The 16,041-nt window shown below is 52.5% G+C and carries 13 protein-coding genes; 9 read left to right on the forward strand and 4 right to left on the reverse strand.

Translation table 11 applies throughout. The annotated features are described in order from the left end of the window. Positions 1 to 24: 24 nt before the first annotated feature. Positions 25 to 1,113: a glycosyl hydrolase gene (locus R3I13_RS08565; RefSeq protein ID WP_346317511.1), complete on the reverse strand. Its 1,089-nt coding sequence runs from the start codon at positions 1,111 to 1,113 to the stop codon at positions 25 to 27. Positions 1,114 to 1,337: 224 nt separating this feature from the next. On the opposite strand from R3I13_RS08565, the gene R3I13_RS08570 reads away from it, so the two are divergent. The 5 genes from R3I13_RS08570 to R3I13_RS08590 all read left to right on the forward strand — a co-directional run bounded on the left by R3I13_RS08570 (position 1,338) and on the right by R3I13_RS08590 (position 8,845). Beyond that, on the forward strand, positions 1,338 to 3,395 hold the full coding sequence (locus tag R3I13_RS08570) for a hypothetical protein (protein WP_346317512.1): 2,058 nt from the start codon (positions 1,338 to 1,340) through the stop codon (positions 3,393 to 3,395). Positions 3,396 to 3,397: 2 nt separating this feature from the next. Next, entirely contained in the window at positions 3,398 to 4,234 is an 837-nt protein-coding gene (locus R3I13_RS08575) for an AraC family transcriptional regulator (RefSeq protein WP_346317513.1), read from the forward strand. Positions 4,235 to 4,325: 91 nt separating this feature from the next. Continuing rightward, on the forward strand, positions 4,326 to 5,084 hold the full coding sequence (locus R3I13_RS08580; RefSeq protein ID WP_346317514.1) for a phytanoyl-CoA dioxygenase family protein: 759 nt from the start codon (positions 4,326 to 4,328) through the stop codon (positions 5,082 to 5,084). Positions 5,085 to 5,256: 172 nt separating this feature from the next. After that, entirely contained in the window at positions 5,257 to 6,999 is a 1,743-nt protein-coding gene (locus R3I13_RS08585; RefSeq protein ID WP_346317515.1) for a family 43 glycosylhydrolase, read from the forward strand. Between the two features lie 37 nt (positions 7,000 to 7,036). Beyond that, positions 7,037 to 8,845: a glycoside hydrolase domain-containing protein gene (locus tag R3I13_RS08590; protein ID WP_346317516.1), complete on the forward strand. Its 1,809-nt coding sequence runs from the start codon at positions 7,037 to 7,039 to the stop codon at positions 8,843 to 8,845. Here the strand turns inward: R3I13_RS08590 and R3I13_RS08595 are convergent, their stop codons facing one another. The 3 genes from R3I13_RS08595 to R3I13_RS08605 are packed head-to-tail and all read right to left on the reverse strand — an operon-like array spanning position 8,846 to position 11,720. Beyond that, entirely contained in the window at positions 8,846 to 9,100 is a 255-nt protein-coding gene (locus tag R3I13_RS08595) for a hypothetical protein (protein ID WP_346317517.1), read from the reverse strand. It lies immediately after the preceding gene. A 10-nt stretch (positions 9,101 to 9,110) separates the two neighbouring features. Continuing rightward, the gene (locus R3I13_RS08600) at positions 9,111 to 9,452 is read right to left on the reverse strand and encodes a hypothetical protein (RefSeq protein ID WP_346317518.1); all 342 of its coding nucleotides are present in this window, start codon (positions 9,450 to 9,452) and stop codon (positions 9,111 to 9,113) included. 15 nt (positions 9,453 to 9,467) lie between these two features. Next, positions 9,468 to 11,720, reverse strand: coding sequence for a hypothetical protein (locus tag R3I13_RS08605; protein WP_346317519.1), 2,253 nt, complete (start codon positions 11,718 to 11,720; stop codon positions 9,468 to 9,470). 306 nt (positions 11,721 to 12,026) lie between these two features. On the opposite strand from R3I13_RS08605, the gene R3I13_RS08610 reads away from it, so the two are divergent. From R3I13_RS08610 to R3I13_RS08625, 4 genes are all read left to right on the forward strand, one after another. Next, a complete protein-coding gene (locus R3I13_RS08610) occupies positions 12,027 to 13,208 on the forward strand; it encodes an ankyrin repeat domain-containing protein (protein ID WP_346317520.1) in 1,182 nt (393 codons plus the stop codon). Positions 13,209 to 13,217: 9 nt separating this feature from the next. Beyond that, entirely contained in the window at positions 13,218 to 14,510 is a 1,293-nt protein-coding gene (locus R3I13_RS08615; RefSeq protein WP_346317521.1) for an ankyrin repeat domain-containing protein, read from the forward strand. Between the two features lie 10 nt (positions 14,511 to 14,520). After that, positions 14,521 to 15,258 (forward strand): DKNYY domain-containing protein, encoded by a 738-nt coding sequence (locus R3I13_RS08620; RefSeq protein ID WP_346317522.1) that lies wholly within the window; start codon positions 14,521 to 14,523, stop codon positions 15,256 to 15,258. A 111-nt stretch (positions 15,259 to 15,369) separates the two neighbouring features. Then, complete coding sequence (locus tag R3I13_RS08625; RefSeq protein WP_346317523.1) at positions 15,370 to 15,966, forward strand: RNA polymerase sigma-70 factor; 597 nt, start codon at positions 15,370 to 15,372, stop codon at positions 15,964 to 15,966. The last annotated feature ends 75 nt before the right edge of the window (positions 15,967 to 16,041 follow it).

Below are 16,041 nucleotides of genomic sequence, written 5' to 3' on the forward strand. Positions count from 1 at the left end.
CGCTTGTGGGAATTTTGAAAACATTTAATAATTAACATCGCTGGCCCATGCCACCCAGCTGTGATTGACGAGGTTGCTGTAATTGTTCTTGTACATGGATTTATAGATCCATCCCAGCTGCGTGGTATTCCAGTCGTGCCAGCACAGCCAGCCCACTACGTTGGGATAGGTGGTCCTGATCTTTTCCGCCAGCAGGTTGTAATCAAAAGTGCCGTTCAGGTTGGGATCGCTGTTGCCCCGCACGCCGTGGCCGGTGCCGAATTCCGTCAGGAAAATAGGCTTGGCCAGGGTCCTGATCACGCTGTAGTCGTTGATGACCATGTTATCGGCATACACGTCCGCCCCCACGATATCCACGTAATTGGTGCCGGGGTAATAATTGGTATAGGCGCCGTCGCCCACCACGTTATTGTTGGGCGCGTATATCCAAATGAGATTGTTTAGTTTCTTGACGCTGGTGAAATAGTTGAAGAGGTCTGCCCACAGGGCCCTGAAGTTCGCATAGTTCGTCGTGTAATACCAGCACCAGCTGCCGTTCATTTCATGGAACGGCCGGTATAATATGCTTACGCCGTTCGTCTGGAAGTACGCCAGCTTGGCGGCCATGGAGTCCATATTGGTCACCCACTGCGCCCTCAGCGACCCGCCGGGCAGCAGCGCACTGAGATCGCTGCCGCTGGAAACGCCGGGGTTCTTCAGTCCGCCGCATATCTCGATCACGCATCCATGCTGTTTGTCCAGGTCTTTCAGGAAAGGCGAATGATGATTCCAGTTATCGACATCATTAAAATCAGAGCCCACGATAGCCGGGTATTTGCCGGTGGCCTGGGCAAATGGATGGATGATCTGGTCGTCTCCCAGCTTGTACTGTGTTTTGTGGGAGATATTACTGTTTTGCCCGGCCAGTATCCGTTTGCCCGGCTGGTTCTTGAGGTTTTGAATGAGCCTGAGCAGCGCATCGGTCCTGGGGTTCAGCGCAGGATTGGCGCCCATCAGCATGTTTCCGCGGGGATTGGCTACAAGCGGGTCTGCCTGTTTGTTTTCCTGCTTGGCACAGCCTGCATTGAGCATAAGCTGCGCGGCCGCAAACAGTTTCAGGATAGTGAGTTTCATAACGTTTCATTTTTAGGTGGTCAAATGCATATCCACAAGCGTTGCCTTGCTGTTCTAAAGTAGCACATCCGCGGGCTCGCGCGGTGGTGAAGTCGTTTTAGCGTATTAAACAGTTATTTTAAGATAAAAGAAGGCACTTTCCTGCTTAAGATCAGGCGCTATTTTTACGGCGATGTCAAATAATTTATTGGTATAATTAAGCAGATAAAAAGATAAATTCGAAGATGAGAATACGCTTTGCAGGAGCCAGTCTGCTCCTATTCCTGGTCACATGCTTTTGCTCACGGCTCATGGCCCAGCCGAAATGGCGGCTGGAGGATTTTTCGGCGGACCTGAACCGGCTGGTCATTTCTCCGGGCCAGCTATGGGTGGGTAGCGGTTATACCAGCGTAAACCCTGTTCTGAATTCAGTGCTGGGTGTAGGAGATGTAATGGCGCCGCCTGTTTCAGGCCGCGGGTTTAAGCTGGAAGCGCGGTTCATCGCGAATGGCGATACTATCAGGGACCATTTCGTATGGGGCAGCAAAGTGAGGAATATCCTTTATACCGGCGGACAATGGCAGCCGGACAGGATCACGCGCAGGGGCACCTATCACAGGATGCACGAGGACGGACTGATCTCCTTCGAGATCAATTCACACCTCATTCCCCTTGCAGACAAGCCGGGATTTTTAATTCGTTACGAAGTAAAGAACAGGGCAACCGTTGCTTTGAACCTCGCGATGTTCCCATTGGTCACTCCCGGGAAACCCGCAGTGTACCCGATGAAAGACTGGGGCTTTATGCCGCCGGCCGATATGCAGAACAGCGATACGCTGAAAGTAAATGTATTGCAGGAAGGGCAGGGGATGAACATTCCCCCGCAGCAAAGCCGTACCGGTTATATTGCCGTAGTATTTGCCAAAGATGCAGGCGCAGTATCAGCTTCCGGAGGTTTGGCCGCCTGGGAAAAAGAAACCGCGGCGATATGGGAAAAACGCATGGGATGGGCGCTGAAGAATATCCCCGTGTTGAAAACAAACAACGCGGCACTGGAGAGTTATTACAAAAGATCCATCGCTTCAGGGCTGGTGTGCATCTGGGAAAAACCGGATTTCAAATTGCAGCCCACGATCGTTACCAGCGGGCTGGATGGCGGCGGCATGAACACTTATCTCTGGGATGTGGCCGGGTATGCGCCGGGCCTGGTTTCCATGATGATGGGCGATAAATTGCTGGACATCGCGCGTACCATGACCGCCATCGACCTGGAGAAATATTATGCTTTCGCGCAGGACGGCACAGGGCTGGGCGTAAGATACGCCTACAGTACAGCCGCCTTTACCTCGCTCGTGTATGCCATGGCCTGCCAGGACAGCGTTTATCCCGACCTGTTCGAACAGGTGAAGAACCTGGTGCTGAGCGATGAAAAAAGACCCATGGAAAACGGCGTGATCGATTACGGAGGCCAGCATAATTTGCTGGAGATGCGCGGCATGGGCTGGGAGCATATGGTTCCGAGCCCGAATGCAGAAAGGGTATGGTGTTTGAGGCGGTTGGCAGACATGGGAGAAAAGATCGGTTATGATAAAACAGCCATTCAGCAATGGCGGAAAAAAGCGGAGGTCATCGCCGCCGATATCAGGAATGCGCTCTGGGATGAAACAGCAGGATGGTTCTGCTGCAAATACCCGGGCGGACACAAGGAAACTGTGTATTCCATCCAGGTGTTCGATATGCTTAGTACGGGCGTATGCACCCCGGAGATGAAAAAAAGAATGCTGGAACAACTGGAGGAAGGCAAATTCCTTTTTCCTTACGGGGTTAGCAGCGTATCCAAAGCGGATTCCATTCATTACGAAGTGACAGATACCGACTGGGGCGGGGGAGGAGCATATTCAGGGGATCTTCCCCAGCTGGCATTGGACCTTTACCACGAGAACCTTCCCGGTAAAGCATGGGATGTATTGCAGCGGCAGTTCTGGATGGGCACGCAGCTGCCTTATTTCCCGCAGGAACATTATTGCGACCGACCCGGTTCTCCTTCGTTCAAAAGATCCAATGTGGTGGCCGGCTTAATGGGCGCGGCGGCTGTCCTGTACGGCATGGCAGGCCTGGAGCCCCGGCTGGACGGCAGTTTGTGGATACATCCGCGGTCTGCGATAAAAGACAAAGTGGAGATAAAAGGTTTTGTTCACCGGGAGCATGTGGTAGATGTGGAGTTTTCTGCTTCTTATTGTAAGGTCATCCTGGATGGTAAAATTAAATACCAGGGGAAACCTGCAACCGTAAAGATATTCTAAGCATGAGCGTCAAGAAATTCCTGCTGAAGAATTTTATCAGGGGCGATGAAGCTTTTCACCTGGCGAGGGTCACCATTCACTCCCGCCACGACCTGTCGCTGCACCGGCATGATTTTGCAGAGATCTTCTGGGTGGAAAGCGGAAGCGGCACCCATTTGGTGAATGGCTGTAAAATTACACTGGAGCCCGGCAACCTGGTCATGATCCGGCCGGAGGACCAGCATACTTTTACCGCCGCAAGAGGAGGCGTGACGCTCATGAACCTCGCCTTCCAGCTGGAAACCCTGCAACACCTGAGAGACCGCTACTTTACGGGCGTTGAATCTTTTTTCTGGACCCGCGATATTGTTCCTTATCAAACACTGCTGCCGGTTTCGTCCGTCCGCCGCATCTCCCAAAGGGCCGAAGAGGTGCTGCAGAACCGCAAATCCAGCTTTTACCTCGATCATTTACTGCTGTTCATTTTCCGTTTATTGCTGGATAACGATAACCTTTCCGCCGACCAGAAAATACCGGCCTGGCTGAACCACGCCATCAGGGGCTTTTCTACGCCGTCGCTGTTCAAGCAGGGCGTGCGTGGTTTTGCGGACCTGGCGGAGCGGAATATAGACCATGTGAACAGAACGGTGCAGCGCACCCTGCATAAAACCCTGACCGACCTGGTAACGGAGCTGCGCATGAATTTCGCCTCCAAACAGCTTTCCATCACCAACACGCCCATCAAAACCATCTGCAACGATTGCGGGTTTACCAACCTCGGGCATTTCTACAAAACCTTCAAACAGGTATACCAGCAAACGCCTTCCGCCTACAGGAAGAGCAGCCAGACGATCGTGTAAGTCGCTTTAGCGTAAAAAACTGGCGTCCGGGAATAAAAGATAAGCCACATTCCAATGCCCGTGCTTGCTAGCTTTACAGAAAAAATCAGGTATGAGAACAGCAGAAAGAACAAAGCTCTCCCTGGAAGAAATTTCCTATTACAAAGACAATGGATATCTGCTCACCGGCAGGCCGTTATTCAGCAAAGAAAAATTCGACAGGTTGTTTGCCATCTTTGAAGAGCACCTGGAAAACCGGGGCAACCTGAAACCGGATGAGCTGGATGTGCCGCATATGAAAGACGCGCGCCTGTTCGAATTTTTAATGGCGCCCGAGATACTGGACATTGTAGAGGGATTGATAGGTCCCAATATAGGCTTGTGGAGCAGCCACTTCATCTGCAAAGAGCCCAGGACAGGCAAAAAAACACCCTGGCATGAAGACAGCGCCTATTGGAACGGCCGCTTCGACCGGTTTGACAGCATCGTTACCCTCTGGCTGGCGATAGACGAATCTACAAAAGAGAACGGCTGCATGGGCGTGATCCCCGGCTCGCACCACAACGGGTTTTCCGAGTATGAAAAGATGGATACCGATCACAGTATTTTTAATATCGAGATAAAAAAATCAGCTGTAGATGAAAGCAAGGTGGTATGGTTCGAGCTGCGGCAGGATCATTATTCCCTGCACGATTCCCGCATCATCCACGGCGCCAACGCCAATACCAGCGATAAACGGCGGACCGGCTACACCATGCGCTACTTCAATACAGACCTCGTTATGAACCGGCAGCATCCCGATAACCTGGATCATAAAGTATATCATTGCCGGGGAGAGAACCGGGGCAATAACCCGCTGATCTTCCTGTAGAATTTTGCGGCAGGCTATATCCCTGTATTGTTGCAAACCTGGTGAAAAGTAAAAGGCTCCTGTAGCGGGAGCCTTTTCAGTTAATCCAATCTCCTCCCGGCGCATTGTTTTTTTCCTTACTTTGCCTGGGGAAGCTGCTCACTACTTTCACCTGATTTTCCACGCTATAGTTATGATGAAAAGATGGATATACGCATTGATGGTCATGTTGTTTAGCCTGGATGCGAAGACGCAGACCACGTATTGCAACCCGGTAAATATTGATTACGGTTACTGTCCCATTCCAAACTTTACCACCTGGGGGAAACACCGCACCACAGCCGATCCGGTAATAGTAAATTATAAAGGCGATTATTACTTGTTTTCCACCAATCAATGGGGATACTGGTGGAGCCCCGATCTGCTGAACTGGCATTTTGTAGCGCGGAAGTTCCTGAAGCCATATCACCATGTATACGACGAGCTGTGCGCTCCCGCCGTTTGGGTAATGGGTGACACCCTGCTGGTTTTCGGCTCTACCTATACCAGTGATTTTCCGATCTGGATGAGCACAGACCCTAAAGGGAATCAATGGAAAGAAGCGGTCGATTCGCTGGAGATAGGCGGTTGGGACCCTGCTTTTTTTGCGGATGATGATGGCCGTTTGTACATGTACAACGGCAGCAGCAACCGCTATCCTTTATACGGCGTGGAAATGGACAGGAGAACGCTGCAGCCCAAAGGCGCGCGGAAAGAAATGTATTTACTGGAACCGGACCGTTATGGCTGGCAGCGGTTCGGCGAAAACCTTGATAATACATTCCTGGATCCTTTCATGGAAGGCGCCTGGATGACAAAATACCGTGGGAAATATTACCTGCAATATGCCGCGCCCGGAACGGAATTCAGCGGTTATGCAGATGGTGTGGTGGTGGGAGACCATCCGCTGGGGCCTTTTACGCCGCAGCCCGATCCGTTTTCTTATAAGCCGGGAGGATATGCCCGCGGCGCGGGCCATGGCGCTACTTTCCAGGACAATAAAGGTTTTTGGTGGCATGTGTCCAGTATGGTGATCTCCGTGAAGAACAGCTTCGAGCGCCGTATCGGCTACTGGCCGGCCGGCTTCGACAAAGATGATGTGATGTTCTGCAACACATCGTTCGGCGATTACCCGCATTACATTTCCCGCGGCGCAGATACCGCTGCTTTTGATAACGCCGGGTTCACCGGCTGGATGTTGCTCAACTACAACAAGCCCGTTACCGTATCATCAGTATACGGCGGGTATTTGCCCAACAACGCCGTGGATGAGAGCATAAAAACCTACTGGAGCGCGGCCACCGGCAACAAAGGTGAATGGATCCAGACAGACCTTGGCAAGGTGAGCCGGGTAAACGCGGTGCAGGTAAATTACGCCGACCAGGATGCTCCTTTTTTAGGCAAGCAAACGGATATTTATCATCAATATATTCTCCGGTTCTCGGAAGATGGAAAACATTGGAAGGTGCTGGCCGATAAAAGCAAACAACGGAAAGACGTGCCGCACGATTACATCGAGCTGGCAAAGCCGGTGCAGGCGCGGTATATCAGAATGGAGAACATCCATATGCCCGGTGGAAAGTTTGCCCTTAGCGGCCTGAGGGTATTCGGCAATGGTAATGGCGCAGTGCCGGATACCGTGAAAGAGTTGCAGGTGCTGCGCACAGAAAAAGATAAACGGAGCGCATGGATCAAGTGGTCGCCGGCGGATAATGCGTATGCCTATAACATTTATACCGGCACCTCGCCTGATAAGCTGTATAACTGCATCATGGTGCATAATAACAACGATTATTATTTCAAAGGAATGGACAAGGACCGCGCATATTATTTTTGTATTGAGGCGGTCAATGAGAACGGCGTATCAGCCAGGACAAAGGTGATAAGATCAGAATAGAACGATTCAGCTCATTGTACATGTAACAAATTAAAGCATGAGAAAAAATTCATTGATCCTTATCCTGGCCGGCTGTTTTGCAATACCGGCTTTTTCGCAATACAAAGGAGAAGTTGATCTCAGCCATTTGCCGGCTTTAAACGCCCACTACCAGCCGGAATATACCTTCGATAGAACAACCGATGCACAGGCCTGGGCCGCCCAGGGCCGTGGTCTGCATGTTTCTTTCGCGGCTACAGACAAGCTGTATTTCCGGACGGAAGTACCGGTGCAAAAGCCGCTGACAACCTGGAGCGCCACCGGCTGGAAGGCGGGGAGATTGAATGTGCAGGTATTGGTATGGTCGCCGGATACGCTGAACCAGGTGCGCTTTACGCTAAGCGATCTTACCGGCGCCGGTGGTACGGTCAGCCGGGAGCACATCAGTTTGAACATGCAACGGTATGTACTTTCCAACTACCCGTATGGCGCGAAAGACGCCGTGTGCGGCGTAACGCCGTATAAGAACGGTTACCTGATGCCTGACCGGTTCGAGCCGTTTGAGCGTTTCGATGTTCCCGGCGGAACGGTAAGACCGGTATGGCTGTCGCTCGACATTCCGGCCCAAACTGCGCCCGGCACCTATTCGGGAACGGTGAAGGTCAACACGGATAAATACAGCACAGATTTGCAGATCAATATCAGGGTGCAGCCGCAGTTATTACCGCCGCCGAAGGAGTGGGCGTACCGGCTCGACCTGTGGCAGAACCCCTGGGTGGTGGCCTGGCATAACCAGTTGCAGCCCTGGTCCGCAGAACATAAAACGCTGTTGAAAAAGCACCTGCAATTATATGCGGATGCCGGCGGAAAATATATCACGACTTACGGCGTGCATTCTCCATGGTCCGATAATTCGTACATGATAGAAGGAGGAATGATAGAATGGGTAAAACAAAAGAACGGCAGCTGGAAATTTGACTACCGCATTTTCGATGAATATGTAGACATGTGTATGGCGCTGGGCATTGATAAAGCCATCACCGTGTACACCGCTATACCCTGGGCCAACCGCTTCCGTTTTATGGACGAGGCTACCGGCAATTACCAGTATGCGTATTGGCCGCCGGAGACTGCGGCATATAAAACACACTGGCATATTTTCCTCGATGACCTGCAAAAGCATTTACAGCAAAAAGGATGGTTTGGAAAAACATACCTCGGCATCAACGAGAACGAAATGAAACAGACGCTGGCCGCCATCAAAGTAATAAAAGAACACCAGGCCAAATGGCGCATCACCTATGCGGGAAACTGGCACAAGGAGCTGGATTCGCTGCTGGACGATTATTCCTACCTGTACGGCAACGAGCCCGGCGCTGCTGAGTTGAAACAGCGCGTTGCACGAGGTGCTTCCTCCACGTTTTATGTTTGCTGCAACCCCGCCAAACCCAACAATTTTGTTTTCTCGCCTCCCTCGGAAGGGCGGTGGATCAGCTGGTATGCCGCCGCTGCGGGATACGATGGGTTCCTGAGATGGGCCTACGATGCATGGACGGAAGATCCCGCCAGAGACGCCCGTTTTGGCTCATGGCCCGCGGGCGATTGTTTCCTTGTGTACCCGGGAGGCCATAGTTCCGTGCGTTTCGAAAAACTGCGGGAAGGCATCGTCGATTTCGAGAAGGTGCGCATCTTAAAAGCAAAGGCCGCTGCATCAAAAGACCAGGCTGTAAAAGCAATGTGGAAAGCATTGGAGCAGCACCTGGAACGCTTTGCCGCAGAGCGGGATTTTGAGGAAGGGAAGATCACAGCAGATGTTGATAAAGGAAGAGCGTTGGTAGATGTTTTGAGTGATAAGCTGGGCGGGTAATTAAAATACCCGCACCAGGTGAGGCACGCCCCGCATGGCAGCAGCGTCGCGGATATCTACTTCCACCTGCGCGCTATATCCTTCGAACCGGTAGCGGCGGCCGGTAACAGCACCTGCCACGGTGAGCGAAGCTGCGCCGTTGTATTGAAAAGTGACCGCAGATGGAATAGGGGAATTATTATTATCTGCGTATGCCTGGCTATTATAATTGTGTTGAGCCGTCCAGGCGGAACGGTTTTTTCCACAGCATCCCATAGAATTAGTTTTAAGGTTCATGATGAGTGGCGGGCGGTTCCGGCGGCTCTTCCCAATATTGGGCGGGAGGCGCCGGGGGGCCGTCCATCCACCTTTCCAGTAAAATAGCTGTTGCCGAGAAGGCCGGCCACAGCAGGAAGCATGCTTCCCAGCTGTGACCCAGCCATACGGCGAAGGGCGCGCTGATCCAAACGCTCAGGCAGGCGGGGCAATCCAGGAGCCGTCCCCACATACTGTCGCCCGCTTTTTTTCGCAGGGCGAATATCCAGTTGAAGGGCCCATCCTCTTTTGCCAGCAGGTGCGTGATACGCCAAACGGCCAGCGCGCCCGGTATGAACCATTGATAATCCATCGTTGCTCGTTTTGTTTACGGGCGCTGGATGCCGATCAGCACTGTGCCCGCGGTAATGGAAGGATACAGGCTTTCACCGTTTGTCAGCCGCAGCTGGTACCCCAATGAAACGCCGAAGGCGCAGAACTGCTGATCCGGCAGCAACCAGCCGCCTGATGCAGGTCGAAGCGTGGCGGTCACGTATCCTTCGCTGTCTGCGCCCGTTTCGTTCACCGTTCCGCGGAAATACCGGATACAGCTGAGGTGGTCGCCGTGTACATAGTTCCGGCCGCTGTTCACCGTCGCGTCCAGGAACGGCGGGAAAGTGAAGATGGCAGGAGCCACCGTTGGCGTAAAGCTGAATCCGCCGGAGCCTTTCATCATGCTGAGGCCGTAGCTGTTCATAAAACCTGTGCTGCCGCCGAAGTTGTGCACTGCGCGGTAGCGGACGGTAATGCCGGGATTTTCCACGGTAGCCCCACCGGAAACCGGCAGTGTGAAAAGAGCGCATTCGCCCAGGGTGCCCACGCCTTCCATATTGATCTCGGGGTCCAGGCGGGCCTGAACGGAAGCATTATCGAAGTAAAGCGGAACCGTTTCAATGGTACCGGCCACAGGATTCAGCGAAGCGTCGAAGCCTTCGATGCGGAACAGGTACGGGCCATTGGTGAAAGCGGCGGTATTGATCCGCGCTTTGATATTCCGGAATGCGTGGAGCCAAACGCCGGTGGGATCGCTGGCGGTTTCGACGTTGATGTAGGCATTGGCAGTGGAACTGAATACCTGTTTCTCGATCAGCGTCACGCCGTTATCGAATGGGAGGGAGAACGGTTGCGTGAATGGCGTGAAGATAAGACTGCCGCCAATAGCGCGGTAGGAGAGGCGGTAGAATTTGACGGCGGGGTTCTTCAGGCAGCCGCGCAATTGCAAAGTGCCGTACCAGGCTGCGCAGCGGGCTGCGGGAGCGCCGCTTCCGAAGGCGGTGATAAGCCCGTCGGAGCCGAGGTAGTTGCCTCCCCCGATGCGCGCGCCTGAAGCAGAAGGCTCTGCCAGCGCTATGTTGCCCACGCCCTGGATGATGTGCACACCGTCGCAGGCGAGCGGGATCAGGCAGGATTTTGATTTCGGCACACAGATGTTGATCCGGTACAAATGCCCGATGTTCCAGTGCGGGGCAGTTTCGAATGCAGGTACTGCGATTCCGGGGCACATGAGCTGGAGCAATACATCAGGCGCGGTCTGTTCCCCGGCGCTTTCTCCGGCTGCGGTATCGTTCAGTATCTCGTCGCTCACTTTGGCGCCGGTCATGCGGACACGGAAAATATAATTGCCGTTGCGGTCGCAGATGGTGGTGCCTTGCAGCTCCCGCTCTCCCAGGCCGCTGTAAGGGGCTCCGGCGAGTTCTGCCGCGCTGCGGTCATATTCCTGGACGCGGAGAACGGCATTGGGAAGAGGCCCGGTTTCGCAAAGTAATTTAAAGCGCCCGGCCACTGAAATGGCTTCCTGCCGCACACTGTCAGACAGTGATGTGCGGAAAAGGGAAGCAGATGTTTCAGGAAGCGCTTCAGCGGAAGTCAGCTGGCGGTAGGAGAAACTTTCTGTTTTATCCTTCGCAGATTTTTTATCTCCCTGCTGAAGATCGAGCGAGCTGGCGGTGCTGCGTACGAGCAGCCGTTGTTTGGGTGGTATGGGTTGCGTGCCGGCCAGGGGTATCACCAGCGGCGTGAAATCCGGTTCCTGCCCGGGAGGAAGCGGTTGCGGGTTCAGGGCGACGGCGTTGGCGCGCTGTTGCAGCCCGGCCACCTGGGAAGGGTAGTAGTCGGATATGAGCGCGCGCAGGGCGGCGTTCTTCATGGCTTCCTGCAGCGAATGCAACGTGTCTACCACGATGTAGCGCTGGAAGCAGGGGTTGAAGCAATGCCCGCTGTAATAACCGACGTTGCCGTAAATGAGGTAATCGTCTGGCGTGATGGGCGTCCGGCAGGTGATCACCAGGTCATCGAAATCCTCGTCGCCACCGGCGTCGTTGGACTCAATATCGAAACTGTAGAAGCCGCCTGAAGAAACAGGGAACTTGATCTGCATTTCCGATGGCACGAATCCTGCGCCGGGATTGTTGAGGATGGTAATGGACCAGCTGTCGCCATTGACGAACACTTCGGGTGTGGACGTGACGCCGTTGTATATACCGTTGCCGGTAAGGGCGCCGTCGATGCGGAATTGCTGCGGATAACTGGCATTCCTGGATCTGACTTTCACCAGCCACATGCCTTGCAATCTGATAGACATAATTTTGGGGTTTTAAAACATTGATAAAATAAATAGTAATAGTGTATCGGGGTTACGTGTTGCTGCTGTTATGGCTATTGGGGTTCATCTCACTCGTAAGCCGGATGGAAAGTTAGTGCATCGGCCTATTCCGGGCATAGGTATAAATACCTGTTTTCTTTGGTTCTGCCGCAAGCAGGGAACTCCCGGGAGAGGGTCGCCGGGAAGGTCCGGCGTGCAAACGCCGCACTCAAACGCAACATTGGCATGGTATTAGCAAATATCCTATCTTAGCCCCAATGTATAACCCAGTAAACCCAGTAAACGATGACCGCCTTATTGAATGCATTAAAGACACTTGACCTGGAGTTAGCCACCACCCTTGCCGGCCAGGGTGAGAAGTTACCCGGTAGCCTGCCCGGCTACGAAATCCGCCAGCTATTCGAGAACCTTCTGCGGGCCAAGGCCTACCCGTTGCTGCTGAACCTGGTCGATAACGGATTCATCGAAACCGATATCTACGAATATGGCAAACTGGAAGACGGCGTATTCGAAGTGCTGCTGCGGTGGGTAAATGAAGAAGACGACCGCCTGCAGTTCCTGCGGGATTTTGTTTCCAAACTGGATAATGTTGGCGACGCCGTGCAGGACAAAACCCTCCTGGATATTGCCTTTTCCATGCAGGCGCCCGTAGCCGCCATCCGCATTTTGGCAGAAGCCGGCTGCGACCTGCACCGTAAGAACAATGCCGAAGCCAACCATCTCTATAAAGTGGTACAGGAATTTAATATCAAAGAAGAAAGGGGTCTGCAATATATTGCCTGCCTGCTGGACGAAGGCATTGACGTGAACGAAGGGAACGTTGTGGGCGAAACACCCCTGCACCTGGCGATCAGCAAAAATAAGAAACCTTACATCCGGTTGTTACTGGAGAAAGGCGCAGACCTGAACCAGCCGGATGCAAAAGGCGAAACGCCGCTCTACTGCGCCGTCGTGCACCAGGTGTGCGACGCAGCTACTTACAGATCTCTCACTGCTTTTGCGCCACCAGACTTTGAGCGGGCCACGAAAGACGGTGAAACCCTGCTGCTCGGCGCTGTGCGCATGCGTCATAGCGGGAATGACCGCGAAGCAGAACTCCTGACCGCTCTGCTGAACGATGGCGCAGATCCGTACCAGACCTCTCCCCATTATGGCGCGGATAAATCCGCGCTCGACTGGATCTGCGAAAAACCGTCCGGCCTGCTGAACGCTGTACTCTCTGCCGGCGCCGCCGACGTGCACCGCCGCGACGATGAAGGCAATACCCTGATGCATCATGTATGTGCCTGCAATGTGAATTACGACCAGGAAGCTGCCCGGCAATTGTATCAAAAGGTAAAACTTCTCATCGCGGCCGGCGCGGACCCGAATGCCACAAACGACCAGGACCAGACTCCCCTGATGCTGGCCGTGCAGGACAACCTGAAAGCCAAAACAGTTGAACTATTGCTCAAACATAAAGTCTAAACCATGTCGATGTCTTTTATTATTGCCTGCGAAAGCGGCAAACGGAAAATCGCTGAGATCCTGCTCGCCAATAAGGAAGTGGAGGTAGCTTACACCGACGAAAAGGGCCGTACTGCCATCCACTACGCCGCCCACCGCGGCTATCTCGATCTTGTGAAACTTTTGATAGAAGCCGGTTCGGATATCGATTATGAAGATCATAACGGTGAAACACCCCTTTATTTTGCCTGTCTGCAGAAGCAAAAACAAACCGCCATTTATCTCCTGGAGAAAGACGCGCGCACCAATATAAACGATTACCAGGGCAATAGCCTGCTGCACCTGACCGCCCGCACCGGGCAGACCGAAGTTGTTGCCAAACTGCTGGAACAGGGCATGGATGTGAACCTGGAAAATAATGAAGCCGAAACACCCCTGATGATCGCTGTCGCCGCCCGTTTTAAAGAGGTGGCGGAGCTGCTTGTCCGCCAGGGCGCCAACGTGAACGCTGCAAACAAAGCCGGCGACACGCCGCTGCTGATAGCGGCGCGCACGAAGAATCAGCCAATGGTCTCCTTCCTGCTGGAGAACGGCGCCAACATCAACCATGTAAACCACGCCGGCGAATCCGCCCTGCTAATCGCCTGCTATGATGCCAACCGCGCACTTACCAACCTGCTGGTGCAACAGGGCGCCGATGTACTGATCACCTCCAGGGAAGGCCTGTCTCCCATCTGGTATGCCTGTGCTAAAAACCAGAAAGAGATCGTGGCCCTGTTCCTGGATAATGGTGTGAACGTGGATTTCAGTCAGCCTGTATCCGGCAGCACAGATAGTATGAATAGTTATCTCAGCTGGGTAGAGACTACGAATAATCTTTCCATGGAAGCAAGTTTCAGCTTTCATCACAGCTATAGTTACGGCGGCGAAAGCCTGTTGCACGTGGCTGCCAAAAACGGGCACCTGAGCATGGTGAAGCTGCTGCTGGAAAGGGGAGGAAACGTCAACATCCAGGACGAATCCGGTAATACCGCTTTACACTATGCCGCCTCCGCCGGCAAAAAGGATGTGGTAAAATACCTGCTGGAACAAAGCGCGGATGTTTCGGTCGTAAATGCGAAAGAGCAAAAAGCGATTGATTACGCTAACATCAAGGGCCTGAATGAAATTGCTTCCCTGTTGCTTGGCGCAACCGTGAAACCGCAACAACCGGCTATTCCCGATGTCAAGAAAGCCCTGCTGGACCTGAAGGAGCTGCTGGATGCAGGCGTGTTGACGGAAGCTGAATTTGCAGCGCAGAAAGCGAAATTGCTGGCAGTGTAATTATTGGGATATGAGTAGAAAAGCATTAGATCACGGCTTCTATATTATCGACAACAAATTCATACTCCACTTCGACAGGGAGGTGTACCGGAAATTTTACCCGGTTATCGACTTCGCCAGTTTCGGGATCATTGAAAGCAACGGTTCCACTTTTCATTATTTCCGGGATAAAAAAAGGGTCTATATCGAAAGCTATATGAATGCGTTTGCAGTGCTTCCAGATGCTGATCCCCTCGATTTCAGGATCGTTGATTTTGAAAGCGGCAAGAGTACCTCTAAGGGGAACGATTACCTTTTTGATCAAAAATTGCCTCTTCGTTTTGACGAATACCAGGTCCTGTCCAGGTACTACCAGGTCGCGGCCGGCATGGTTTACTTCAACTATCTCCATGCCATGCACGAAGCCGATATCCGGTCTTTCGAAGTTTTGCAGGCTGAAAACGCAGGTAATGTAGCCAGAGACAAGCAACATGTTTACTTCCGGGATAAGATCGTGGAGGGTGCAGATGCCGGCAGTTTTCATTTCCTGGAGGAATGTTTTTCCGGGGAATACTACAGGGAATGCGACCATACGTATTATGCAAAAGACAAAAATCAAGCCTACTACGTGGATACCATCGACAAGGTATTTAAAGTCATTAAAACAAAGGATACCGGGCAATTCCACTTTAGGGTCATCGACGAGCTTGGCTATGCATTCGACGGAAAATATCGTTACCTGTTTGGGAAAAGAAAACCGATTGGCTGAATTTCATCCCCCGGCAACCTATTGAAGCGGAATGTTTTTTTGTACATTTATTCTGCCTAACTTAGTGTTAACCAGGAAATGTCAACACCTGGTACCCGTACCACATAACACATGAACAAGTTCCAAGCAGATACCGGGGATCTGATTTCCATCAAAAATGGAGACAGAAATGCGTTTGATGTCTTTTACACCGGGTATTTCGAGCGCATCTTTGTTTTGCTTCTTTTTTTCACCAAATCCAGGGAAATAGCGCAAGACCTGGCACAGGAAACTTTCGCCAGGGTATGGGAGTCCCGCGGCTCCCTGGACCCCGGGAACTCCCTTAAAAGCTATACGCGCCGGATAGCTAAAAATCTTCTCCAGGACCATTTCAGGAAAGTGGCGGTAAGAAATAGGCATGAAAGAAAACTGCAGCCGGTAGAGTTATCGGAAAACGGGGCGATGGACCGCGTTTTGGACAGCGAACTGCGGAACCTGCTGGAAGAAGCCGTAAACAGGCTATCCCCGGAAAAGCAAAAGATCTTCAGGATGAGCCGCTATGAACAACTTACTTACCCTGAAATAGCGGCTATATTAAATATTACTCCCAAGGCCGTTGAAAGACATATGGCAAGGGCGTTGCAATATCTCAGGAATTATCTCTCCGAAAAGGCCGGTTACCAGCTGCCGGTCTGCCTCCTGTTCTGCACAGCATTGTCCGGCATCTGAATATGCCGTTTGTTTCCCCTGGCTGCTCAATTTTTTTTTTTGAAGAGAGGGGGGAAGCTGCCTGTAAAACGTATT

The sequence above is a fragment of the Chitinophaga sp. YIM B06452 genome (assembly GCF_039655965.1).
Classification (GTDB): Bacteria; Bacteroidota; Bacteroidia; order Chitinophagales; family Chitinophagaceae; genus Chitinophaga.

What these genes read in the sequence shown, in the direction of transcription:
- R3I13_RS08605 (WP_346317519.1), bottom strand. Translation starts at nt 11,720, where the DNA reads ATGTCTATCAGATTGCAAGGCATGTGGCTGGTGAAAGTCAGATCCAGG.
- R3I13_RS08575 (WP_346317513.1), top strand. Translation starts at nt 3,398, where the DNA reads ATGAGCGTCAAGAAATTCCTGCTGAAGAATTTTATCAGGGGCGATGAA.
- R3I13_RS08570 (WP_346317512.1), top strand. Translation starts at nt 1,338, where the DNA reads ATGAGAATACGCTTTGCAGGAGCCAGTCTGCTCCTATTCCTGGTCACA.
- R3I13_RS08610 (WP_346317520.1), top strand. Translation starts at nt 12,027, where the DNA reads ATGACCGCCTTATTGAATGCATTAAAGACACTTGACCTGGAGTTAGCC.
- R3I13_RS08590 (WP_346317516.1), top strand. Translation starts at nt 7,037, where the DNA reads ATGAGAAAAAATTCATTGATCCTTATCCTGGCCGGCTGTTTTGCAATA.
- R3I13_RS08615 (WP_346317521.1), top strand. Translation starts at nt 13,218, where the DNA reads ATGTCTTTTATTATTGCCTGCGAAAGCGGCAAACGGAAAATCGCTGAG.
- R3I13_RS08565 (WP_346317511.1), bottom strand. Translation starts at nt 1,113, where the DNA reads ATGAAACTCACTATCCTGAAACTGTTTGCGGCCGCGCAGCTTATGCTC.
- R3I13_RS08620 (WP_346317522.1), top strand. Translation starts at nt 14,521, where the DNA reads ATGAGTAGAAAAGCATTAGATCACGGCTTCTATATTATCGACAACAAA.
- R3I13_RS08580 (WP_346317514.1), top strand. Translation starts at nt 4,326, where the DNA reads ATGAGAACAGCAGAAAGAACAAAGCTCTCCCTGGAAGAAATTTCCTAT.
- R3I13_RS08585 (WP_346317515.1), top strand. Translation starts at nt 5,257, where the DNA reads ATGATGAAAAGATGGATATACGCATTGATGGTCATGTTGTTTAGCCTG.
- R3I13_RS08600 (WP_346317518.1), bottom strand. Translation starts at nt 9,452, where the DNA reads ATGGATTATCAATGGTTCATACCGGGCGCGCTGGCCGTTTGGCGTATC.
- R3I13_RS08625 (WP_346317523.1), top strand. Translation starts at nt 15,370, where the DNA reads ATGAACAAGTTCCAAGCAGATACCGGGGATCTGATTTCCATCAAAAAT.
- R3I13_RS08595 (WP_346317517.1), bottom strand. Translation starts at nt 9,100, where the DNA reads ATGGGATGCTGTGGAAAAAACCGTTCCGCCTGGACGGCTCAACACAAT.